The sequence below is a fragment of the Sandarakinorhabdus sp. genome (assembly GCF_051860625.1).
In the GTDB taxonomy this organism is placed as follows: Bacteria; Pseudomonadota; Alphaproteobacteria; order Sphingomonadales; family Sphingomonadaceae; genus Sandarakinorhabdus.
In genome coordinates this window covers 34,395-58,365 of the sequence record NZ_JBHYDQ010000005.1, presented here as the reverse complement: position 1 = coordinate 58,365, position 23,971 = coordinate 34,395, and the positions used below count along the sequence as shown (strand labels likewise).

The following is a 23,971-nucleotide window of genomic DNA, read 5'->3' as shown; positions in this document are numbered from 1 at the left end:
GATCAGAAGTTGGCCCGGGCGCCAAGGAAGAACAGGCGGCCGAACTGCTCGACTTCCTGCGTGCGAGCCCGGATGCCATTGTAACGCACACCCAAGGTGTTGGTGAGGTTCTTGGCCTCGAAATAGACGTTGATGTTCTTGGTCACGTCCACGCTGAATGTTGCGTCAAGCTGGTCGCGGCCTTCCCAGAAGCTGTCCAGACGCGGATCACCGAAGAATTCGTCCACATAATCCGAACGGCCGGTGTAGGCGAGGCGAGCGTTGAAGCCCTTGACCTCATAGAACAGCGCCATGTTGTAAACGTGGCGAGACTGGTTGGGCAGGCGCACCGAACCGGTGCGATTGGGTACGTCCGACGGCAGCGTGATCTTCGCATCAGAGAAGGTGTAGTTGGCATAGGCGCCGAAATTCTTCAGGAAGCCGGGCAGGAAGGTGAAATTGCCCTGCGCTGCCAGTTCGAAGCCGATAATGCGACCACTGTCGGCATTGTCCTTTTCGGCGATCCGCGCGTTCATGCCGTTGAACTGGCCGAACCGCACGATGTCGAATTCATAATCCTTCAGATCCTTGTAGAACACACCGGCCGACACCACGCCCAGTTGCTGGAAATAATATTCCAGGCTGGCATCAAAGTTGGTGGAGACAGTTGCCCGCAGATCGGGATTGCCGCGCGACACGGCGACGAAGTTCCCGCCGGTCTCGTCGTTTTCCTCGACGCGCGGCACGACATCGCGGAAATTGGGCCGGGCAACGCCGCCGGTGATGGCACCGCGTGCAACAAGGCCTTCCGCCAGTTCGAACCGGGCGGTGACGTTGGGGAAGAAATTGGTGTAGCTCCGCCGAGCGCTGGTCGGCACGGCGACTTCGTCGACCAGATCGAACCGGAAGGCTTCACCGCTGAACCGCGTGTTCTCCACGCGGAAACCCAGGATCAGGCTGCCCTTGTCGAACAGCAGCTTGGTCATCCCATAACCGGCAATGATGTCTTCATTGGCCGAATAATCGGACACGATGGAGTTTTCCGCACGCAAGGTGCCATCCACCTGCGAGGTATTGCGAATGGTGGCAAAATACTGGGTGCCCAGCGTCCGGTCGAACTTGTTGCCCAGATTATAGCCGAAATTGGTGGACGGATCGTTGGAAAGCAACTGCTGCAGGCTGAGGGTGGGCGCAGCCGCGCCGCGCCGGTCGCGCCACTGTTCGTTGTCGGCAAACACGTCGCGGATCCGCGCCTTGGCGCCGAACTGGAATTCGGCGCGCGCGCCGAACAGGCTGCGTTCGGTCAGTAGCAGATTTCCGCCGATGGCATATTCATTCAGGATGGTATCCTGTTCCCGGAACGTGTTCTGCCGGAAGCTATAGCTGCCAAGGTTGAGATGTTCCCGCGTCTCGAAGATCGAGAAGGCCGGTTCATTCGGGTTCTGTGCATAGTCATAAGCTATGGTGGGCCGCAGATTCGATCGGAACAGCAGCTGGGCGCGGATCGGATAGTCCTGCTCGCTGCGCGTGTAACCAACCGTGTAATCGAGCCGTGTGCGGTCGCCCAACTGGTGTTCGCCGCCAGCGGAGGTGGTGAACACCGTGTCGCGCACGATGCGGTGACGGAATTCCTTGGCATAGCGCGTGTTGCGCCAGCTCCCGACCAGATCACTGGAACCGGCATTCAGCGTACCGTCTGTCAGCACCAGCGCCAGCAGGTTGCGGAACTCATCGTCGGTGCGGCGCGTCCAGGTGCCGCGCAAGAACAGCTTGTTGGCATCGTCGGGCTGATATTCGAATGCGCCGGTCAGCGCCACGCGGCGGCGGCGGGTGTCATAGTCCTTGAATTCGTTTTCCACCGGAACAACGCGGTCCTGACCAGCAAGCTGCACCACGTCCCAGACCGTTTCGACATTGTCGAGCCGGCGATCGGTCTGCGATATGCTGCCCGAAAGCAGCACGCCCAGCTTGCCGAACACGTTCGAGACAACGCCCTGCGTGCGCCAGTCGCTGGTGCCGCCCAGTTCGTTGTAGCTGCCGCCGCCCGATCCGGTAATGCGCAGGCGCGGATTGTCGAATGGGGAACGGGTGACAAGGTTGACAGAGCCGGCGATCGAATCGGCATCCTGAGAGGGCAGCAACGTCTTGTTGACTTCCACCTGCTTGACGACATCGGACAGGAAGGTGCCGAGATCGAGCGCGCGGGTATCGGGGCTGGACGATGGCACGATCACACCATCGATCGACACCGCCGAGAATTCAGACGGCGCACCGCGGATCGAGATGAAATTGCCTTCACCCTGGTCGCGCTCCACACCGATGCCGGGCACGCGCTGCAGCGCTTCGGCGATGTTGATGTCAGGGAAGCGGCCGATGGCATCGGCGGAAAGCACGTTGGTGGTGTTGTCGGCCGTGCGTTGCTGGTTCAAGGCGCGCGCGGTCTGGTCCATGAGGCCGCCGGTCACGACGATCATCCCGGCTTCTTCAAGGGAATCGAGGGTGATGGACACCGCAACCGGTGCACCAGCCGTGACCTGCACCTCCCGCGATCCATTGGCGTAGCCGAGATAATCGATATCGACAGTGACTTGACCGGTTGGCACGCCGGACAAGCGGAACCGGCCCAGCCGGTCCGTGCTGGTGCGCTGTCCGGTTTCGCGAACGATGATTTCGGCACCCGGCAACGCCGAGCCGTCGGCGGCCGAAACCTGGCCAGTGATAACGCCGCTGCCTTGCGCCGCAGTCTGTGCAACGACTGGCGTCGCCAGCAGGGCGACTGCCACGACCCAGGCCGGCGTCGCCAGGCCAAAACCACGTCCGTACATTGCCGTTTCCCCCAAAGTTAAACTTCGGGTTCCGAGTGCAACGCCAAAATGACATTTCGATTTCAAACGCGTGATAATATTTTGACAGCCGGCCAGCGTGGCCATTGTGCAACAGCGATCGGCAACGGGAGGTTGGCGATCCCTATCCCTGCACCAGGTGCCGCATCGCCCACACCGCCATGCCGCCGGCGATGCCCACCGCATAGGGCAGTTCCGCGCCCACCCGGACCAGGCGGGGGGCATTTTCGCCGGTCACGCCCGCCAAGGCCAGGGATCGGCGCAGCAGCATCAGCACCAGCGCCAGCACACCGCCGGCCAGTGCGATCAGCGCCATCTGTTCGGGCAGGCTGGGCAGGGTGGCCCAACAGGCGCAGCCGGTCATGATCTTCACATCGCCGCCGCCCAGCCAGCCGCGCGTGAAGGCCAGCAAGCCAAAGGCAAACATGGCGCCGCCGGCTGCAGCATGCTGCGCCCAATCAAAGCCCGGCGTGCCAAACCCGAACAGCACGGCGCCAGCGATGATCAGGATGGTCAGCGTGTCCGGAATCTCGAACCGCCACAGATCAAAGCCCGCCGCTGCCAGCACCGCCAGCGCCATCAGCAGCAGGCCGGCCTCGGCAATCGTCACTGTGCCCGCCCGGCGTCGCCCTTAAGCGCCACCAGATATTGGAGATTGGCCCAGGCGGCCCGATCGAATTGCGGATTGAGGCTGAGTGCGCGGTTGAAATAGGCCTCCGCCACGCTCAGGTCGCCGCGGGCCATGGCGGCATAGCCGACGGTGTTGAGATCGGCAGCAAGTGTTTTCTTGTCGGATTGGCGGAAGGCATCCTGGTATCGGCCCTGCATCGCGCGGGCCAGGGCCAGATTGGTGCGGGCCGGCACCAGATCGGCCTTCAGCGCCAGCGCTGCCGCCAGATCCTGTTCGGCCGCCACATGATGCCCGCGCAGCAGGTGGGACCAGCCGCGATTGGCCAGCCAGGCCGCTTCGCCGGGCTGCGCCGCAATCGCCTTGGCATAGGCAGCATCAGCAGCAGCCCAGTCGCGCTGGCGATCGGCAATCACTGCGCGGGCATTCCAGGCCCGGGCCAGGCCGGGATCGGCCGCCACCGCCGCATCGAGCGCGGCCGCCGCATCGGCGATGCGACCTTGTTTCAGGCGGGTGATGCCCAACCCCTGCAGCGCCGGCCCGGCCAGCGGCCCGTCTGTCAAGGCGCCAAAGCCTTCGGCGGCTTCCGGCAACGATCCGGATGCCAGCGCCAGCTCGGCCGCGCGCAGGGCCACTGCGGGCGCGCCGCTGGCCCACATCGGCGCGATCAGCGCGCGGGCTGCGTCCATGCGGCCTTCGGCGATGGCCGCATCCAGCATCGCCAGCGCTTCCGGTCCGGGCGGCGCCACCACCGTGCTGGCTGCCGTGGCCGGATCGGGCTTTGGCGGGCGGCGCCCGGCCCAGGCCGGCGTCACCAGCGCCACGACCAGGGCGGCCAGCAGCACGACGAAGGCAGCGCGATGATAACGCCGCAGCGAAACGGTCCGCACCGGCTCGGCCGGCGGTTCGGCGATGGCTTCGGCAAACTCCGGGGCACACTCCGGTACGAAATCGTCGACCTCAGCCACGCTGCACCTCGATCCTGGACACCAGGGCTTCCAGTCGGGCGATGGCCAGCCGGATCGCGGCCTTGTCATCGTCTGGTGCGGGCGGCGGAAGTGGTGTCTCGCGACTGCTGACCGCCCGATTGCTGACCGTCTGATTGCTGGCAAGGATGCCCTGTTCGACATCGGCCCGCCGCCAGCGCACCAGCAGTGCGGCGGGCGCGGACGGGCGCGGCGCAGCGGCCATGGCTGGCACGGGCCGATTGGCCGGTTGCGCCGGTTCTGGAAGGGTCGGCTTGGGTGGCAGCGCCGGCACTGCCAGCGCCGTGCGCCGCGGCGCCGCAGGCAGAGGTTGCTGTTGCGGCTGCTGCGGGCCAATGTGAATCAAGGCCGGGGCGGGCATCGGCGCTTCTTCGCGGCTGGGAACGCTGTTCATCGAAACCGTCTGCGGAATGGTCAAGGCGGCGGCATCGCCCAGCCGCTCGACAAGGGCAAGGGCCATCGCCGCCGCCGGCGCAGCCGCACCGGGCTGATCCGGCGGCGGCGCCACGGCCGCGGCCGCCATCCGCACCGGGCCCGCATCCTGTGCTGCATCCTGTGATTTTGCCGGCGATGGCGCCAGCACCAGCACGGCCTCTCCGCTGCTGGCAATGTCGATGCGCGGGCCGGCTGTGGACGGCGCCGGCGCTGGCGCGGCGGCCATGGCGGCCGGTGCCTCTGGGGCGGTCAACCGCGCGGCAATCAGCGCCAGCATGCGGCGCGCGGCGGCCGCCGCCCGGGGATCGTTGCCGGCAGCGGCGCGCTGCAGATGCGGGATCGCCGCGCGATCCTGGCCACCACGCACCAGCGCCAGCCCCAGATTATAGGCAATGTCGGCCGCGTCAGGCTCCAGCGCCAGCGCCATTTCGAAATGCTGTCGCGCCAGATCGGCACGGCCCAACCGATCATAGGCAACGGCAATGCCGTTCAACGCAGCCACCGATTGCGGCGCCTGGGCCAGGGCGATGCGAAACGCCGAAATGGCCTGGGCGGGATTGCTGGCTGCAAGCAGCGCGCGGCCCTGGTCCAGCGCGCCTTCGCTGTCCTGGCCGGCGGCAAGGGCGCTGGCCGGCATGCCGGTCGCACGCGCCTTCATGTCATCGGGCAGGCTGCGCGCCGCCGCCGCGGGCGAGGCCATGGCCAGCGCCAGTGCGATGCCGGCGGCGGGGCGGGATGCCGGGTTCATTGCGCCTTGGCCGCCTTCTGCTCGTCGGCCTTGGCCATCTGCTGCTTCATGCCGATGGCGGCCGGCAGCATCAGCACCGCGACCATGGTGGGCAGCATGAAGCAGACCAGCGGGACCGACAGCAGCACCGGGATGCGGTGGGCCTTTTCCTCGGCGCGCATCCGCCGCTGCTCGCGCATTTCAGACGCGTAGATGCGCAGCGCCGTCGCCACCGACGCGCCCAGCCGGTCGGACTGGATGATCAGGGTGGTGAAGGCGGTGATTTCCGGCACACCGCTCTTGCGGGCCAGCATGCGCAGCGCGACTTCACGGCTGCGTCCGGCACGCAGTTCCAGGCTGACCTGGGCAAACAGCCGGGCCAGCAGCGGGTGTGACGTGGTGATTTCGGAACCAACCCGGTTGAACGCGGCATCGATGCCGAGACCGGCCTCCAGACAGACCAGCACCAGATCGAGCGTGTCCGGAAAGCCGTTCAGGATTTCCTTGGCGCGATTTTCGGCGCGTGACGACACGATGATGCCGGGCAGATAGAGGCCGAACAGCGCTGCACCGATCACCATCATGTAAAGCTTGCCGGCGCTCGGCCAATTGCCGGTGGCGGCAAACACCAGCACCAGCAGCGACGACAGCCCCAGCGTACCGACCGCACGCGCCAGTGTGAAGGCACGCGGGGCATAGCTCTGGTCAAACCCGGCCAGGGCCAGCTTTTCAGACAATCGATCCGACGTGGAATCGGTCAGGCTCATGCCGCGCCGCTCCACCTCCTGCACCAGGCGCGCCCATACGGTGGTGGATTGATCGTTGCGGATGCTGCCGGGACCGCTATCGGCTACCGCGCTGCCGCCTTGGGCCGCCAGCCGCGCCTTGATGTCGGTGCGCCCCAGCACCAGCGGCGCCAGCGCCATCACCACCAGCACGACGGCGACAAACACCAGCCCCAGCACGATCCAGTTGACGAGATCATCGCTGAACATCGGTGTTACACCTTGATCGCAATGAGGCGGTTCATGACGACGACGCCCAGCGTGAACAGGAAGACGATGCCGATGACGCCCGGCATGAACCAGGGATCATCCACCACATCGAGATAGAATTCCGGCGTGGACCAGAACACCCCGATGAAGGTGATGATCGGCATCGCGGTCAGCAGTGCGCCGGTCATCTTGCCTTCGGATGCCAGCGCGCGCACCTTCAGCACCATCGCCGCCCGGTCGCGGATCACCTTGGCCAGGCCATCGAGAATTTCGCTGAGACTGCCGCCGGTTTCGGTCTGGATCGATACCGACACGACGAACATGTTGATATCCTGCGTCTGCACCCGTTCTGACAGATTGACCAACGCGTCGCGCAGCGGATAGCCATAGTTCATCTCGGCCAGCACCAGGCCCAGTTCCGACGACAGCGGGTCGGGCATTTCCGACACCACCAGTTCCAGCGCGCCGGTGATCGGGTAGCCAGCGCGCAAACCGCGCACCAGCACATCGAGCGCGGTCGGGAACTGCTTCTCGAGCAGTTTCAGGCGGCGGGCCGCCAGATAGTTGATCGCCAACACGGGCAGCGCAATGCCGATGCCGCCGGCGAACAACACGATAAGCAACACGGCACCCGCCGAGCGAACCTGCCCGGTGATGCCGCCAAGCAACGGAAACAAAAAGCCAATCAACATGGTTACACTTGCCATGATCGTCAGCATGCGCTGCGCGCTCATCCGGATTCCGGCCTGGTTCATGCGCGCATCGAGATAGCGGATGACCGAGGGCAACAGGGACTTCGACACGTCGGTCGATTGGCGCCGCAGTGCCGTGATGATTTCTTCGGATGTGGCGCCGCGCTCCAGCATGGCCATGCGCTTCGACACGCGCTTCTTGGGGCCATAGGTGTCGCGCCACCACAGGAATCCACCTTCGGCCAGCAGCACGACGGCCAGGAACACGATGCCGTACAGCACATATTCGGGGTCGATGAAGTCGGGCAGCATCGGATCAGCCCTCCCGCCGCCGGAAGGGATCGAACATCGTCGACGGCAGATCATAGCCGCGCGATTTCAGCACTTCCATGAACTTGGGCCTGACGCCCATCGGCCGCATTTCGCCGATCACCTTGCCTTCGGCATCGACGCCTTCCCGCACGAACTTGAAGATTTCCTGCATCAGGATGATGTCGCCTTCCATGCCGGTGATTTCCGCCACGGAGGTGACGCGGCGGGTGCCATCCTGCAGACGTTCGAGCTGCAGCACGACGTTGATTGCCGATGCGATCTGGGCGCGCGCCGATTTCGGGCTGATGTCGATGCCCGACATGCCGATCATCTGTTCCAGGCGGGACATGGCATCACGCGGCGTGTTGGCGTGCAGCGTCGTCATCGATCCATCGTGGCCGGTGTTCATCGCCTGCAGCATGTCGAACGCCTCACCGGAACGGATTTCGCCCAGGATCACCCGATCGGGCCGCATGCGCAGCGCATTCTTCACCAGATCGCGCTGAGTCACTTCCCCGCGGCCTTCGATATTGGGCGGGCGCGTTTCCAGCCGCACGACATGGCTCTGCTGCAACTGCAACTCAGCCGAATCCTCGATGGTCACCACGCGTTCGTGGCTGCCGATCGACCCGGACAAGGCGTTGAGCATGGTGGTCTTGCCCGAACCGGTGCCGCCCGAAACGATCACGTTGCGGCGGCTGGCCACCACTGCCTTCATCATCGTCGCACAATCAACGGTCAACGATCCATAATTCACCAGCATATCAAGGCTGGTGCGGCTGGGCGGAAATTTGCGCACGGACAGGCAGGGCCCATCGATGGCCAGCGGCGGGATGATGGCGTTGATGCGGCTGCCGTCGGGCAGACGCGCATCGACCATCGGGGAGCTTTCATCGATGCGCCGGCCCACCGCCGACACGATCTTGCCGATGATCCGCAGCAGATGCTGGTCGCTGGCAAAGCGCGTGCCGACTTCTTCGATGCGGCCGCGGCGTTCCACGAACACCTTGGTGGCACTGTTGACCATGATGTCCGAAATCGTCGGGTCCTTCAGCAGCGGCTCCAGCGGCCCCAGCCCAAGCAATTCATCCAGAATATCTTCCACCAACTGGCGCCGCTCGGCCGCGTTCAGCGCCTGGTTGTTTTCCTTCAGCATTTCCTGGACGATATCGCCGATGTCGCGCTGCATCTGCTCGCGCGTCATGGTTTCCAGGGCGGCCAGGTTGATGCGGTCGATCAACTGCTGGTGCAGCATCACCTTCAGTTCGGTATAATCATCGCGCCGGCGATCGCGGATGCTCACCACCGGCGCGAGCACGGGCGCCGGCGTTGCGGGTGCCGTGCCGTTCTCGGTGGTCACCGGCATTTCGGCTGTGGCCGGCGGTTTGCGGCGGGTCGGGAAAATCATGCGGTTGCCCCCATCGCCGTCATTTCTTCGGTCAGCGCGGCGGCCATGGCGCGGATTTCCTTCTCGATCCGCGCCTTCATCTTGATCTGGCTCAGCGAACGGCCTTCATCCAGCGCCGCCGATACGGTGGGATAATCATTGGCCAGCGCGAAATGCACGCGGTGGCGCAGCGCGGATTCGGCATCCGAAAGGTCATATTTGCCGAACAGGCCGGGGGTCATGCGGTTCATCACCACCCGCACGCGTTCGCCCAGATTATTGGCATCAAACACATCCAGTTGCCGGCGCGCCTGCTGCACGCCCGACACGGTGATTTGCGTCACCAGCGCGATGATGTCGGCCTTCTGCAGTGCCGCCGCCGTCCAGTCCATCCAGATGCCCGGCATATCGAGCACCACCATGTCGAACTGCTGGGCGGCCTGGTCCATCAACCGGTCGATGAAATCCGGCGTCAGGGAATCCAGCGGGTTCATGTCGGCGGGTGCGGCCACCACCGACAGGCCGGATTGGTGCCGTTCGGACACCATCTTCAGAAATTCGCCGTCCAGCCGGTCATCCGCTTCGATCAGATCGGAAATGGTCAGCCGCGGCTTCAGGTTCAGATAAAGCGCCGCATTGCCGCGCTGCAGATCCATGTCGATCAGCAGCACCGAACGATCCTTGGCCCATAATTGCGCCGCCTGCGTGGCAATCATGCTGGTGCCGATGCCGCCCAACGCGCCCTGAAAGGCCACGATATGCGCCATGCGCACCGGGCCATCGCCGGTACGGGCCTGGGTGATGCGTTCCCGGCCCGATTCAATGGCCTGGCCCAATTCTTCCAGGCTGAACGGGATTGGCAGCACATCGGCAATGGCGGATCGCATCAGGCGGCGGGTGGCCGAGATCGTCAGATCATGCACGGCGGCGACCACCGGGATGCGGCCGCCGACGCCGCTGGCAAATTGCTCCAGCGCGGCCAGTGCCTTGGCATTCTCGGGATCGATCTCCACCACCACCATGTCGGTGCGGCGGATCAGCGGCGCATTGGCGGCAAACGCGTCCAACCCGCCATCGAAGGGACGAATTTCAGCGTTCAGGACATTCAACCGCGCCATGTCGAGCTTGCCGGCCGTCGCCGGTTCCAGCACCAGCGTGACTCGCAGGGCCGGGCCTTCCACCAGTTCCGGCCCGCTCGGCGCGCTGCCGTCGCCAACCAATGCACCCAGGCGTGCCAGCAGTGCCATCAGCGCGGACCGGCAGTTGCAGGTTGCGCGCTGCTGGCTGCCGCGCCGGCGCCGGCCGCGCCAACATTCGCCGCCCCCGTGAAGGGCTGCAGCGGCTGCACACGGCCCCCGCGATAACGGGTGATGGCGGTGTCGGCCTTCAGGCCGTCGCTGCCTTCGATCGGCACGCCGGCATAGGCCGGGTTGGGATCAACGAGTTGAGCATGCACATTATTCTGCACAACCAGCCCCAGCCCGCGATCCTGCGCCAGCACCGGCGTCGCCAGCAGGGCCGCGCCGGCCAGCAACAGCCCCAGCAATGGTTCACGCGGGCAACAGATTGTCTTGACCCTGATCATCTGCATCACCTCACGATATGGCCATGGTCGGCCGCGATGCCGCCGGGCTTGTTGATGGCGCTGGCCGGGCCGGGCAGCGGCAGGATCGTGCCCGGCGTGCGCAGCCGCTCGGTTTGGCCCATCAGGAAGAAATCGCCATCGCTGGGCTCCATGGCGCGGTCCGTGGGCAGTTGCAGCGCGGTGCCGGCCGCCACCGGCCGCACAATGCGCGGCGTCACCAGGATGACCAGTTCGGTTTCCTCCCGTTCGAAACCGCCCGACCGGAACAGCGCGCCCAGGATCGGAATCCGGCCCAGGATCGGCACCCGGTTCATCGTGTCGCGAAAATCGCTCTGGATCAGGCCGGCCAGGGCAAAGGTCTGGCCATCGCGCAGTTCCAGCGTGGTGCGCGCCCGTCGCACGCGCAGGCCGGGAATGCGAAAGCCATTCAGATCGATGCCGGCGGCCGGATCGAGGCTGGAGACTTCCGGCGCCACCAGCAGATTGATCAGGCCATCTTCCAGCAGTGTCGGCGTGAAGGCCAGCGCCACCCCAAACTGCTTGAACTCGATCGACACCTGGCCGTTCACCGCCACGCCGGTCGGTACCGGAAACTCGCCGCCTGCCAGGAAATTGGCGGTTTCGCCTGAAAGCGCGATGATGTTGGGCTGCGCCAGCGTGCGCACCAAACCGTCACGTTCCAGCGCCTGCAGCGTGAAATTGAGGCCGGCAAAGCCGAACGCACCGGCGAAGGCGCCACTGATCTGGTTTGGCGGGGCAACAATGGTGCCGCCGTTGTTCGCCGTCAGACTGCCAGCCCCAGCGCCATAATTGACCATGTTGACGCCCAACGCCTTGGCGGTGCCACGCTGCATCTCGGCAAAGCGCACTTCCAGCAATATCTGCTGGGCGGTGCCGACGCTCATCATATTGATCACCTTGCCGGGCGCATAGGCCTCGGCCAGCGTGACGGCGCGCTGCACGGCGGTGGCGCTGCTTGCGGTGCCCTGCAGCACCAGCGCATCATTGGCGGATTGCACGCCCAGCGCTTCGGTGGGCATGATGTCGGCCAGCTTCTGCTTCAGCCCTTGCGCGTCGGGCACAACCGCCACATCGACCACGGCAATCACCGTGCCGGCCTTGTCATACAGCGTCAGGTTTGTGGTGCCCACGGCGACGCCGATCAGATAGGCGACATTGTCAGTCACCGGCGTCACATCGGCGATCTTGGGGTTGCCGATGGCGATGCGCGCAAACGGCCGCGGCACGCGCAGCGATTGCGACTTGTTGATCGGCAGGGTCAGCGCCAGGCCGGTCCGGGCTTCAAAGCTGGCGATCGGCTGGTTCGCTGCCGGCTGCGCCAATGCCGCGGTGGACAGCAGGGCTGCGGCCAGCGCCGCCCCCTGCACTGGGACGCGAAAAGCAAGGTTCATCATGGCCCGATCACCGGCTGGAAGGTGGTGGTGGCGCCGCGGATCACGGTAACGCCTTTTGGCGGCGGCGGCGCGCCTGGTCCCGGGGCGCCGCCTGCCGCCGGGGCGGCAGCGCCGGTGCCGGGTTTGCGGACCAGCCGGGTCACGGTGCCGTCGTTCAGGTCCATCAACTGGCCGGTCTGCAAGCGGACTCGTGCTTCGTCGCTGAAGTGGCGCAGCGCCAGGCTGAGCTGGCCAACCGAGGTGGCCAGCGTGATCTTCTGGGCCTGCAGCGGCGACACTTCCAGCGTGGCGGAGCGCACCACACCCGGCTTGTCCTTGCCTACATTCATGTCGAGGCCGACAGCAAGCACGCGCACGTCCTGCATCAGCAGCTCGACATAGGGCAGGGCCTCTTCGGGTTGACGCGTGAAGAACACGTCAACGCGGTCGCCCGGATAGAGAAGGCCGCCGACACCGGCGATTTCGCTGACCGGCACGGCGATGGCGCGCATCTGCGGGTTGAGCAGCGGCGCGGTCGAAAGCCGGCTGGCACCGGTTGCAAGCGATGTCTGGGTGAGGATTTCATTGGCGCCGATCGGGCGCATGGCCGCGCGGCCTTCGCCGCTGGTCAGTTCCTCGACGCGCTGAAAGCTGCCGGCCGGCAGCGTGTCTGCGGGCAACTGCACGACTTTCAATTTGTTGGGGGCGAGCTTCTCGCCGAAATTGATATCCGCGGATGCGACCACGGTGGGCACGGTGCGCAACGCCACGCGGCCGCCACTGCCGGATTTGTCGCTGCTGCCCAGGAAGGTGCGCGCGAACAGCACAGCAACCATGCCAAGCAACAGGGCGGCAATCAGCATGATGATGGAAGACCGACGCATCTGCCTGCTAGCTCCACACGGGCTGTGCCGTGATGATCGAAGCCGGCGCGTTCGGGTTTACCCTTGGCGGCCGCAACGACATTGACCCCCCGGAACTGCCGGGTCAGCATGCCGCTGTCCGAAACCTCTGCCTGCGGCGGATGTGCCGCCTTCAAGAAACGCACCCTGGGTCGGTCCATACAAAGGACGGGCTCTTGCGGTGTGGTTCAGGCTCTTCGTGAAATTCTCCAGAGCCGCTTTGCCCGGGAGTCATGGTTTCAGGATGATCCGGGGCAGCACGCATGCCGCCCCGGATATTTTTCCATTACTGGAACGAACCGGTCGATTCAGCTTCCAGAGCAGTGCCGGCGCTGGTCATGGCCGTTTCCATGCTGCCACCGAACAGGGTGGCGCCGCCGACCACGAAGCCGCCGAGCACGGCAACGATCAGGGCGTATTCGGCAGCCGAAGCACCGGACTTGTTCTTCTTCAGGTTGTTCAGGATCTTCATCATCGTCAAGTTCCCACTGTCGCGGCCGCAGCCTGTTGCAAGATCCCGCACCGAATAGTCGGGTCGGGAGGGATCACCGTTGATGCCGATCGGATGAAAACCACTGCTCCCTCCGGCCGGTATCCCAATAACGTCGATAAACCGCGATTTCGGAATGAACAACATCCAAAATGGTTGACAAATAGTATCGCTATTTCTGCTATGGTGATGATTATTACCGCAAATTAGCAGATGTTTACGGCCGTTTATTAACTATTACCGGGGCTTTATCGCACAGGGACTTGAGTCATGGCGTTTACCACTGCGCAATATGCGCTATCATTTCGGTAATCATGAAATAATATCGCAAAAACATAGATTTGATCCGAATTTTACCCCGCGCTGGCAGGGCGTGCCGAATGGGCACCGCAGGGCGTCCCGCCCTCGGGAATTGGCACGATATTGGTAAATTACCAGGACAGCATGTCGCACGAGTTTCGCTCGGCTCGTCGCATCCGCAGGCCGCCAAAGCCGGGCAAACGCCGCGAACCGGGGGTTTTTCCCCGCGAGTGGAAGCCGAATCGGTTGTTTCGGGGTTGCAATGCGCCCGCGAATCGACGGCACAGCCTATTTGCCAGTATCGGTTTCCACCTGCTCGACGGGCCCCGCCCGCAGCCGACGCGCCTGTCCTACAGCGCAGTTCCATGTCACATTCGGCGTCTGCCGATCGTCTTTGCGCCCTGCATCTGGGCGCATTCTATTGGCAGGGATTGTGCCAAAAAACCTGCAAAAGGATAACTTTGATCACCTTGTGCATTACAATCTTGCCGCCCGGCTGACGCCAGCGGGCCTATTGCGAGAGCGTCTTCACCGCCGCCGCCGCTGCAGATGCACGGTTCTCGATGCCCATCTTCTCGAAGATCTGCTCCAGATGCTTGTTCACAGTGCGCGGGCTGATCCCCAAAATCTCGGAAATCTCGCGATTGGCCTTGCCGCGGCTGATCCACAGCAGCACTTCCGCCTCGCGTTCGGTCAGGCCATGGCGCAGCGCCAACAGGCGTTCTTCGGCCCCTTCCAGCGTCTCGGTCACCCGGAAATGTCGCTCCTCCGCTTGTGTCGCCACCGCGGCGAACTCCACCCGGCCACCGGCGAACTCGTGCTTCACCCGGCCTTCGCCATCGGCCAGCCGCCACAATTGCCCGACCAGCGCCGGTGCCAATTGATCACCCGCCGCCGCTCCGAAGCGCTGCGCCAAGATGTCGGCACTGCGCGGCGTGGTCCACAGGATGCGTCCCGCGCTGTTCAGCGCCACCAGCGGCCGGTTGCTGGCATCCAGCGCGCCCTGGGCGCCAGCGGCGATGCGGGCATTGCCCAGATGCACCTTCAACCGGGCCAGCAACTCGGCCAGCACGATCGGCTTCTTCACATAATCGACGCCGCCGGCCGCCAGGCCCTCCACCACATGTTCGGTTTCCGACAGACCGGTCATAAAAATCACCGGCACGCGGGCCAGCGCCGGATCCGCCTTCATGCGCCGCGTGGTTTCAAAGCCGTCGATGCCCGGCATCACTGCGTCCATCAGCACCAGATCGGGCAATTCGGCGCGCAGCGAATCCAGCGCCGCCTCGCCATCGCGGGCAATGCGCACGCCATAGCCTTCGCCTTCCAGCGTATCGGTCAGGAAACGCAGCGAATCAGGGGCATCGTCAACCACCAGGATGGAGGCGCTTGTGGCTTCGGTCATCGGGTCGGTTCCTCGGTCGGCAGATCGCTCAATTGCACGACGGCCTCCTGTTCGGCCAACAACTTGCGAAAGGTGACAAGATCATAATCATCCAGCGCCGTCGTCAAGCGCGCCACCAGCGCAGCCGCCTGCGGCACCGCGGCGGCCAGCTCGGCCAATTTGGCAGTCAGGCTCCGCATCCGCCCGGTGCGTGCCAGCCGCGCCAGTTCGTCCAGATGCACCATGGCCGCAACCGGCAAGTCGGCCTGCGCCGCCGGTGTCTTCTCGTCGGCTTCGTGGCGCCACACCAGGCCAAGATGGCGGCGCAGCGTCGCAAACAGGTGATGCTGGTCCACCGGCTTCAGCACGAAGCCGTCGTGCAAACCGTCGCCCACCGCGCCGACCAGTTCATTGGCATTGCCGGACACCATCAGGATCACGATCTGGCGGCCAAAACGCTCCCGCAGCCGCCGCGCCACATCCCAGCCATTGAGGCCGGGCATCGATACATCGAGCAACACGACATCGGGCTTGCCCAGTTCCGCCAGCGACAGGCCAGCGCCGCCCGATCCGGCCACGAACAGATTGAAACCGATCGGGCGCAGCAATTCCTGCCACAGCGCCAACTGGCCGGGATCGTCATCGATGGCCAAAATGGTGCGCGCCCGGCCTTCATAACCGATTGGCAGGCCCTGCGCTTCGGCTTCGGGCTGGGCATTGGGCTGCGGCAGCAGCAGTTTCAGCACGAAGCGGCTGCCGCCACCCGGCGCGCTCTTGACGGCGATATCGCCGCCCATCACGTGCGACAGCATCCGTGACAGCGCCAGCCCCAGGCCGATGCCCGGCGCCACGCCGGCCGCCCGCCCACCGCCGCGATCAAAGGGTTGGAAGATGCGCTCCGCATCCTCGGGCGCGATGCCGATGCCGGTATCGGCAACTTCGAATTCCGCTACCATCGATCGATATTTCACCGACAAAGTGACTCGCCCCGCCGGCGTATATTTGATCGCGTTGGACAACAGATTGATCAGCACCTGGCGCAAGCGGCGTTCATCGGCCAGCACCCAGGGCGGCAGATTGGGCGCCGCGTTGTAGATGAACTGCAGCCCCTTGTTGCCGGCCTCGATGCTGAACATCGCCGCCACCTGCTCCAGCAGCGCGCGCAGCGCCACGGTTTCCCGGTTCAGCTTGAGCACGCCGGATTCAATGCGGCTGATATCGAGCAGGCCTTCGACCAGATCCGCCAGATGTTCGGACGACCGGCGAATGATCCGCCCGGCCTCGTCTGGCGCAATCGCCGCGCCGCGTTCCAGCAATTGGGCATAACCATGAATGGCGTTCAGCGGCGTGCGGATTTCGTGGCTTAGCCCCATCAAAAAGCGCGTCTTGGCCTGGTTGGCAGCTTCGGCCGCGTCCCGCGCCTGTTCGAGCGCCGCCAGCTTCGCGGCCATGTCGGGCGCGGCGCGCTGCCCCGGCCTGGGCAGCGTGGCGGGCAGGTCGCCGCCTGCTGTTTCGCCCTTGCCAGTCCCTGCCGCGGCCACGCCCCTGTCCCCCTTCTGGTGTTGCAGTTGCAAATCATGCCCGAGGTGGCAAGAGAATGCGCGGTTTTTTGGCATGCTTGATCTTGGGCGTGATGTTGGGGGCAATATGATACGGATGATCTGGGTTGGAGTGGCGGCAACCTTGGCGATGCCGGCAGTCGCGCAGCAGGCACCCCGGGCTGGCGATGCCGTCGGCGTGGCCGAAGCCAACACTGCTGCTGCCATCACCCGCATCCAGGCCTATAATCCCCGTTTGAACGCGGTCATCGCCATCGATCCGGATGCCATGGCGCAGGCCCGCGCGCTTGATCAGAGCCGCGCCCCGCGGGGGCTGCTGCACGGCATGCCGATCCTGCTGAAAGACAATATCGACATGGCCGGCGCGCTGCCCACCACCGCCGGCAGCCTGGCCCTGAAGGACAATGTGACTGGGCGCGATGCGCCGCTGGCCGCCCGGCTGCGTGCGGCGGGGGCGGTAATGCTGGGCAAGACCAACCTGTCGGAATGGGCGAATATCCGCGCCGACGCCTCGATTTCGGGCTGGAGCGCAGTCGGCGGGCAAACCCGCAATCCGCATGCGCTGACCCGCAACACCTGCGGGTCGTCGTCGGGCAGCGGCGCAGCGGTTGCGGCGCAGATGGTCGATGCCGCGATCGGCACCGAAACCGATGGCAGCATCACCTGCCCGGCCGCCGTCAATGGTATTGTCGGGCTGAAGCCGACCGTGGGCCTGGTCAGCCGCACGCATGTCGTGCCGATCAGCCACAGCCAGGATACGGCCGGGCCGATGACCCGCGATGTGCGCACGGCTGCGCGCCTGCTCACCGTGCTGGCCGGCAGCGATCCCGCCGACCCCGCCACGCGCGAAGCCGACGCGCGGCGGACCAATTATGTTGCAGCCCTGCGCCCCGACGCCCTGAAAGGCGCCCGTATCGGTGTGCTGCGCTTTGCAACGGGATGGCACGCCGGCGTTGACGCCCGCTTTGCCGCCGCGCTGGACGTGCTGAAGGCAGGGGGCGCGGTGCTGGTCGACATCACGACGGGCCCGGACCGCCGCGCGATCGGCAGCAACGAATTTCAGGTGCTGCTCACCGAACTGAAGGCCGATCTGGGTGCCTATCTGGCCACCACGCCGGCCACCGTGAAGACCCGCACGCTTGCCGACCTGATCGCGTTCAACAAGGCGAACGCCGCCAGCGAAATGGGCCTGTTCGGGCAGGATATTTTTGAAAAGGCCGAAGCAACCAAGGGCCTGACCGATCCGGACTATCTGAAGGCGCGCGAAACCTCGCTGCGGCTGGCCGGCAAAGAAGGGATCGACAAATTGCTGGCCGATGCCAGGGTCGAGGTGCTGGTGGCGCCCACCGCAGCGCCGGCCTGGTTCATCGATCCGGTCAATGCCGATCAATCACCCGGCGGCGGTGCCGGCGGGCTCGCGGCAGTATCCGGCTACCCGCACCTCACCGTGCCGATGGGCGGCGTGCGCGGTTTGCCGGTCGGCTTGTCGTTCATCGGCCCGGCCTGGAGCGAAGCGCGGCTGCTGGCGTTGGGCTATGCCTTCGAACAGGCAGCGCCCGACATGAAGCTGGTGCCGGCATTGGTGCAAAGCGTCGAGGAGCAGCCCGAGGTGAAGCGCCTGTTCGCGCCAGCCGCCCGATAAGGGCGGCCCCCGTCATGCCAGCGTCACGCCGCCGCTATCGCGTCCATCGCATCGCGGGCCAGCATCGCCAGCTCCACCCGGTTGGCGACGTTCAGCCGTTCATAGATGCGGTGCAGCGTGACCTTCACATTGCCTTCGGTCATGCCCAGCCGTTCGCCGATGTCACGGTTGCGCAGGCCCGACACCACCAGCCGCACGATGGACTGATCGCGCGCCGACAATTGCGTCAGTATATTTTCCTCGGCCGGTGTTCTGGCGGCCATGGCCTGATCCATCAGGCTGGGGTCCAGCCACCGCTGCCCCGACATCACTTGTTCGAGACACATCAGCAATTGGGCAGGCGCGCTCGCCTTCATCACCACCCCGTTGATGTTCAGCGCCAGCGCTTCGCGCAGGCTGGCGGTGTCGATGGCTTCGGTCAACAAGACCAGCGGGCGCGGATCCTGGCGGTCGCGCAGCGCTCGCAACACATCCAGGCCGGTTCCGCCCGGCATTTTCATATCCACCAGAAACAGGTCGCCGCCATCGACAGCCAGCGCTGCTTCGCCGCTGCTGGTCTGCGCGGCGATCTTGTGCCCGGCTGCGCTCAGCACGGCCTCCAGGCCGGCCAGGATCAATGGATGGTCGTCTGCGATGATCACGTTGGCCATGAAATTGCCTGTGTCCTTTCGATTCTGATACAGAACGGCCCGGCCATACGACGGTTCCATCGCGCCGCCGAGCCTAGCAACCGCGCTTGTGCCAGCGGTATGCCAACATTGCAATTGACATCTCGTTTGGCGCCAGCGCGGGGCTTTCCAACAGATCAGCGCAACGATAGACCGTAGTTACCATAAATTGTGCACGCACCGGTTCCAACGCAGGATGAACTGCCTGAAACAAACGGCAAATCGCGGCCGCGAACGCGAATTCGCCGCAAGGCTGCAGCGGATGGGCAGGTGATTGCGCGTCACCCACGATGGCAGGCACTCGAATCATTTGGCAAACGCCCGCGCCGCCCAAGCCGGCGCTGCTGGAACCGAACCCGGACTGACCCTCGATCCCATGATGAAGCAGCAAGGAAAAATCCTGGGCCCAGGCAGCGGAAAAGGGGTGCGACATTCGTCCGCAACCAGTCACAAATTTGCAAAGGTCCCGTCGCTATCGCGTCATGAAACCAGCCTAAGGGCGCGTCAACAAAGACAGGGTACACGGGGTCAACAATGCGAATTTTGATGATGGCGGCAGTCGCCATGGCCTTGGCCATGCCGGTTGCGGCGCACGATGATGATCACGGCCAACCGCCGTGGCAGGGCGCCAGCGCCTGGCCCGATCGAATCGTCGCGACGTTCGAAGGCGATCCCGCGACATCGTTTGCAGTGTCGTGGCGCACGGCTGCCAATGTTGCCGTCACGCGTGCCGAGATCGCGCTGGCCACACCCGATGCGCGCATCGATCTGGTTGGCCGCAGCGTGCCCGCCGTTACCGAGCGCGTCGATCTGGGCACGCTGGTCAACAATGGCCGGGTCATCCCGATCAAGGCCAACGATACGCTGCCGGCGGTGGCCTATCACAGCGTCCGCTTCGATGGCCTGAAGCCCGACACGCTCTACGCCTATCGCGTCCAGGGCAGCGATGGCCACTGGAGCGAATGGTTCCAGACGCGCACCGCACCCACCGCCGGGCCGATCCGCTTCATCTACATGGGCGATGCGCAAAATGGCGTGCTGTCGCTGTGGTCGCGCACGATCCGCGCCGCCTTCATGGCCGCACCCGATGCGCGTTTCATGCTGCACGCCGGCGATCTGGTGAACCGCGGCAGCCGCGACGTCGAATGGGCCGATTGGTTCAAGGCCGGCGGCTTTCTGCATGCCATGATCCCGGCGATCCCGGTGGCCGGCAATCATGAATATGACATGTCCGACCCGGCCGATGCCATGCGTCGCCGCATGCTCAGCCATTTGTGGCGCCCGCAGTTCCGTCTGCCGGTGGATGCCGCGCTGCCGGCGTCCGTGCAGGAAACGGCCTATGTCGTGCATTATTCGGCCGACCTCGATGTGTTCGTGCTCGACACCAACCAGCCCGACCTGACGCCGCAAGCGCAATGGCTGGATGCGCAGTTGCAGGCATCAAAAGCGCGCTGGCGGATCGTGACGATGCACCACCCAGTGTTCAGCTCCGGCGGCGATCGCGACAACAAGGCGGGTCGCGACCTGCTGCTGCCGATCTTGAACAAGCATAGTGTCGATCTGGTGCTGCAGGGCCATGATCATACCTATGCCCGCGGCCTGCTCGATGCCGCTGCCCAGGCGCCGCGCCGGACGGGTTTCAAGGTGGGCGACACGCTGACCACCATGTTCGTCAACAGCGTTTCGGGGCCCAAGCAATATCAGTTCCGCAAGCAGGGCTGGGATGATTATGCGCCAACCGGGGTGAAACTGGAGCGCCAGGGCGAGAATGGCCAGTTTTTCCAGGTGATCGGCATCGACGGCAATCGCCTCAGCTACACCGCCTACACCGCCGATGGCGTGCAGTATGACGCTGCGGTTATCGAAAAACGCGGCAACGCCAAGCGTTTGGTGAAACAGGAAAACACAGCCCCGCCCACCCGGCGGTTCGACAACACGCTGCCCTACAAGAGCCCGGATTTCTAACCTTTCTGCCGCCGGCTTTGCGGCCGGCGGCACGACGTCCCTCCCCAACAACCACCCACCGATGCGCACCCGCGCACCGGACAGATTTCTGCGTCCCAAGGAGATTGCCATGAGCCGTAACCGTGCCATCCTGCTGGCCACCGCCAGCGCTACCCTGCTGGCGGCGCTGCCTGCCGCCGCCCAAACCTCTGCTGCGCAATCAGCCGCCGCTGCCGCCCCGGCCGCCGCCACTGCCACCGGCCAGATCAGCGGCACCGTGTCGGATCGCAACGGCAACCTGGTTGCCGGCGCCACCGTGCGCATCGAAGGGTCCAACATCGTTGAAACCACCGGCCCGGACGGCCAGTTCCTGATCCGCAGCGCGCCGGCCGGCCTGGCCCGCATCACCGTGCGGTATTTCGGCAGCGACCCGGTGGAGCAGACCGTGACGGTCACCGCCAACAGCGTCGCCGAAGCGAAGATCACGGTGGGCGCCAGCGCTGCCGATGATGACGCCGGCACCATCACCGTCATCGCCTCGCGCCCCATCGCCGAATCCGAAGCCGCCGCACTGCAGTTGCAGCGTTCGTCGACCGCACTGGTCAACGTGCTCGCCGCCGACAGCATCGGCCGCTTCCCCGATCAGAACCTCGCCGCCGCGCTCGGTCGCCTCCCCGGTGTCGGCATTCAGCGCGACCAGGGCCAGGATCGTTTCATCAGCTTGCGCGGCGCCCGCAACAGTTGGACCACCGTGTCGTTCGACGGCATCAACGTCGTCAGCCCCTCGGGCCGCACCACCCGCTTCGATACCATCCCGTCGGCCATCGCGTCGAAAGTGATCGTGCGCAAGGCGGTCACCGCCGATCTGACCGGTGAAACCGTCGCCGGCAACGTCGACGTGCAGACTCGCAGCGCCTTCGATTACCCCGGCTTCAAGGTCGCGGTTGACCTTGGTCTCGGCTTCTCGGAACTGGGTGGCGGCCGCCAGTACAATGTCAACGGCCATATCTCGGATCGCTTCTTCAACAACACGGTCGGTATCCTGCTGTCCGCCTCGCGCTTCGAAGTCGACATGATCACCGACAATTTCGAGCCGCGCTGGACGCGTCCGAACGTCGATCAATTGCCCGGTCGTGATGATCGTTTCTGGGTGAATAATTTCGACAATCGCTATTATCGCCTGACCCGTTCCAACCAGTCCTTCACCGGCCGGCTCGACTGGCGCCCCGACAACAACAACGAGATTTTCCTGAGCTCAGTGTGGACTCAGTTCCGCGACCAGGAACAGCGCCAGCTCTATATCTTCGATTTCGACGATGGCGCGGTCTCCACCAACAGCACCGCGCCCCAGCTCACCGCGCGCCGCACCGGTTTTGCCGATATCCGCACCGGCAACACGCCGCTGCAGGGCACCATCTTTGGCGTCGAGCTCGAAGGCCAATGGGGCACCAGCAATTCGCCGCAAACGATCTTCACCAACACGTTGGGCGGCAACCATGTGCTCGGCGAGTGGAAGGTGAGCTGGCGCGGCAACTTCACCCGCGGCGACGACGAGCAATTCCCGCGGTTCGGCTCGAACTGGCGCAGCCCGGCGGATCGCACCCGCCGCCCAAGCGTCACCTATGATTTCACCGATCCGCTCGATCCCAAGCTGTCGCTGTTCCAGACGCTGGTCGACGCTGAAGGCAATTTCTCGCGCGGCAACCGCCGCGATTTCATCTCGACCGACGAGCTTGATCTGGTGAACATCTCGCGGCTGCGGCGGCGCGACCGCACCGATGCCTACACGGCGCGACTGGATATCGACCGGAATATCAATCTGTTCGGCAACGACACCAAGCTGCAGTTCGGCATGCAGTATAACGATCGCGACAAGACGTCGAACCGCACCGTGCGGCTGGTTACGCCGGCCACGCTGACCGCGGCCGGTATCGCCCTGCCGAAGCAGGCCGACATCATCGATCGCAAGCCGGTCGTCACTGGTCTGCCGGTCAACTATACCTTCACCCAGCTCGATCAGAATACGACCGAAGCGCTGCTGGACAGCTATCTGGCAGCCGGCGCTTTCACCATCGACCAGGCGGCGGCGGACAACAACAACTACCGCGTCACCGAAAAGGTGCTCGCCGGTTATGTCATGGGCACGATGTTCTTCGAAAACGGCAACATCGTCGCCGGTGTCCGTGCCGAGCGCTTTGAAAATACCGGCAGCGCTCTGGGCCGCATCAACAACGTGCTGACACCGCTGAATGTGTCCAATTCCAATACGCTGTTCTTCCCCAGCCTGCATGTGAACTATGACGCCACCGACGAAATCAAGCTGCGCCTGTCGGTGAACACCGGTGCGGCGCGTGCCGATTATTCGCTGCTGCGGCCGAACCTCAACATCAACGACGATCTGCAGATCATCAGCGGCGGCAACCCGCTGGCCGAACCGGAAAAGGCCGTCGGTGTCGATGCCTATTTCGAATGGTATATGGCCAACCGCGGCTTCTTCTCGGTCGGTGTCTACTACAAGAAAATCCGCGGCGTCCTGTTCAACTCCTCGGAAGTTTTCGGCACCACGGAACTGGATGAGCCGGGCTTTGCGCGTTCGACCTATGAATTCAACACGACCTTGAATGGTGGTTCCGGCGAGCTGAAGGGCATCGAAATCGCCTATACCCAGCCGTTCGCCGACCTGCTGGACCGGATCGGCGCGCCGGATTGGGCGCAAGGTTTCGGTATTCAGGCCAACCTGACCATCAACCGTTCCAACGCCATCACGCCGCAAGGCAACAAGATCCAGTTGCCGGATACCTCGCGCTATCTCTACAACGCGTCGGTCTATTATGAACAATATGGCCTGTCGCTGCGCGTCAGCTATCAGAAGCGCGGCGAATGGCTTGACTCGATCAGCACGGCTGCGGTCGGCAACCGCTTCTGGAGCAGCGTTGGTCGTCTGGACCTGTCGGCCCGCTACGCCATCAGCCCGCGCATGGAGCTGTTCGTGGACGCCAACAACCTGACCGACACCCCCGGCATCCGTTACGATGGCGCGCCGGAGCGCGTTTATGAATTCGAACAATTTGGTTCGCGCTTCATGGGCGGCGTGCGTGTGAACTTCTGATACGGATCAC

General features: G+C 64.5%; 19 protein-coding genes. 3 read left to right on the top strand and 16 right to left on the bottom strand.

What is annotated here, in order from left to right; all coding sequences use genetic code 11:
- Positions 1–2: 2 nt before the first annotated feature.
- From ACTIEZ_RS06430 to ACTIEZ_RS06365, 14 genes are all read right to left on the bottom strand, one after another.
- On the bottom strand, positions 3–2,804 hold the full coding sequence (locus tag ACTIEZ_RS06430) for a TonB-dependent receptor (RefSeq protein ID WP_439545837.1): 2,802 nt from the start codon (positions 2,802–2,804) through the stop codon (positions 3–5).
- Positions 2,805–2,946: 142 nt separating this feature from the next.
- Positions 2,947–3,432, bottom strand: a complete 486-nt coding sequence (locus ACTIEZ_RS06425) for a prepilin peptidase (RefSeq protein WP_439545836.1) — start codon at positions 3,430–3,432, stop codon at positions 2,947–2,949.
- The gene (locus tag ACTIEZ_RS06420; RefSeq protein WP_439545835.1) at positions 3,429–4,418 is read right to left on the bottom strand and encodes a tetratricopeptide repeat protein; all 990 of its coding nucleotides are present in this window, start codon (positions 4,416–4,418) and stop codon (positions 3,429–3,431) included. The genes ACTIEZ_RS06425 and ACTIEZ_RS06420 overlap by 4 nt, the downstream gene beginning before the upstream one ends.
- Positions 4,411–5,619, bottom strand: coding sequence for a tetratricopeptide repeat protein (locus ACTIEZ_RS06415; protein ID WP_439545834.1), 1,209 nt, complete (start codon positions 5,617–5,619; stop codon positions 4,411–4,413). Before ACTIEZ_RS06415 ends, ACTIEZ_RS06420 begins: the two co-directional genes overlap by 8 nt.
- A complete protein-coding gene (locus ACTIEZ_RS06410) occupies positions 5,616–6,593 on the bottom strand; it encodes a type II secretion system F family protein (RefSeq protein ID WP_439545833.1) in 978 nt (325 codons plus the stop codon). Before ACTIEZ_RS06410 ends, ACTIEZ_RS06415 begins: the two co-directional genes overlap by 4 nt.
- Positions 6,594–6,598: 5 nt before the next feature.
- On the bottom strand, positions 6,599–7,597 hold the full coding sequence (locus ACTIEZ_RS06405; protein ID WP_439545832.1) for a type II secretion system F family protein: 999 nt from the start codon (positions 7,595–7,597) through the stop codon (positions 6,599–6,601).
- Between the two features lie 4 nt (positions 7,598–7,601).
- On the bottom strand, positions 7,602–9,005 hold the full coding sequence (locus tag ACTIEZ_RS06400; RefSeq protein ID WP_439545831.1) for a CpaF family protein: 1,404 nt from the start codon (positions 9,003–9,005) through the stop codon (positions 7,602–7,604).
- Positions 9,002–10,231, bottom strand: coding sequence for an AAA family ATPase (locus tag ACTIEZ_RS06395; protein WP_439545830.1), 1,230 nt, complete (start codon positions 10,229–10,231; stop codon positions 9,002–9,004). The genes ACTIEZ_RS06400 and ACTIEZ_RS06395 overlap by 4 nt, the downstream gene beginning before the upstream one ends.
- The gene (locus ACTIEZ_RS06390) at positions 10,231–10,575 is read right to left on the bottom strand and encodes a hypothetical protein (RefSeq protein ID WP_439545829.1); all 345 of its coding nucleotides are present in this window, start codon (positions 10,573–10,575) and stop codon (positions 10,231–10,233) included. The genes ACTIEZ_RS06395 and ACTIEZ_RS06390 overlap by 1 nt, the downstream gene beginning before the upstream one ends.
- A complete protein-coding gene (locus ACTIEZ_RS06385) occupies positions 10,575–11,984 on the bottom strand; it encodes a type II and III secretion system protein family protein (RefSeq protein ID WP_439545828.1) in 1,410 nt (469 codons plus the stop codon). Before ACTIEZ_RS06385 ends, ACTIEZ_RS06390 begins: the two co-directional genes overlap by 1 nt.
- A complete protein-coding gene (gene cpaB, locus ACTIEZ_RS06380; protein WP_439545827.1) occupies positions 11,981–12,847 on the bottom strand; it encodes a Flp pilus assembly protein CpaB in 867 nt (288 codons plus the stop codon). The genes ACTIEZ_RS06385 and cpaB overlap by 4 nt, the downstream gene beginning before the upstream one ends.
- Positions 12,848–13,151: 304 nt before the next feature.
- Positions 13,152–13,502, bottom strand: coding sequence for a Flp family type IVb pilin (locus tag ACTIEZ_RS06375; protein WP_439545826.1), 351 nt, complete (start codon positions 13,500–13,502; stop codon positions 13,152–13,154).
- 664 nt (positions 13,503–14,166) lie between these two features.
- Positions 14,167–15,060 carry a response regulator gene (locus tag ACTIEZ_RS06370; protein WP_439545825.1) on the bottom strand — a complete coding sequence of 298 codons (894 nt, stop codon included), beginning with the start codon at positions 15,058–15,060 and terminating at the stop codon, positions 14,167–14,169.
- A complete protein-coding gene (locus ACTIEZ_RS06365; RefSeq protein ID WP_439545824.1) occupies positions 15,057–16,580 on the bottom strand; it encodes an ATP-binding response regulator in 1,524 nt (507 codons plus the stop codon). Before ACTIEZ_RS06365 ends, ACTIEZ_RS06370 begins: the two co-directional genes overlap by 4 nt.
- Positions 16,581–16,686: 106 nt before the next feature.
- Between ACTIEZ_RS06365 and ACTIEZ_RS06360 the strand changes: the two genes are divergently transcribed.
- Positions 16,687–18,240, top strand: a complete 1,554-nt coding sequence (locus tag ACTIEZ_RS06360) for an amidase (RefSeq protein WP_439545823.1) — start codon at positions 16,687–16,689, stop codon at positions 18,238–18,240.
- Positions 18,241–18,263: 23 nt separating this feature from the next.
- Here the strand turns inward: ACTIEZ_RS06360 and ACTIEZ_RS06355 are convergent, their stop codons facing one another.
- The gene (locus ACTIEZ_RS06355; RefSeq protein WP_439545822.1) at positions 18,264–18,890 is read right to left on the bottom strand and encodes a response regulator; all 627 of its coding nucleotides are present in this window, start codon (positions 18,888–18,890) and stop codon (positions 18,264–18,266) included.
- 73 nt (positions 18,891–18,963) lie between these two features.
- Complete coding sequence (locus ACTIEZ_RS06350; RefSeq protein ID WP_439545821.1) at positions 18,964–19,341, bottom strand: hypothetical protein; 378 nt, start codon at positions 19,339–19,341, stop codon at positions 18,964–18,966.
- Positions 19,342–19,442: 101 nt separating this feature from the next.
- On the opposite strand from ACTIEZ_RS06350, the gene ACTIEZ_RS06345 reads away from it, so the two are divergent.
- Together ACTIEZ_RS06345 and ACTIEZ_RS06340 are read left to right on the top strand one after the other, a co-directional pair.
- The gene (locus ACTIEZ_RS06345; RefSeq protein ID WP_439545820.1) at positions 19,443–20,873 is read left to right on the top strand and encodes a metallophosphoesterase; all 1,431 of its coding nucleotides are present in this window, start codon (positions 19,443–19,445) and stop codon (positions 20,871–20,873) included.
- 109 nt (positions 20,874–20,982) lie between these two features.
- Entirely contained in the window at positions 20,983–23,961 is a 2,979-nt protein-coding gene (locus tag ACTIEZ_RS06340) for a TonB-dependent receptor (RefSeq protein ID WP_439545819.1), read from the top strand.
- The last annotated feature ends 10 nt before the right edge of the window (positions 23,962–23,971 follow it).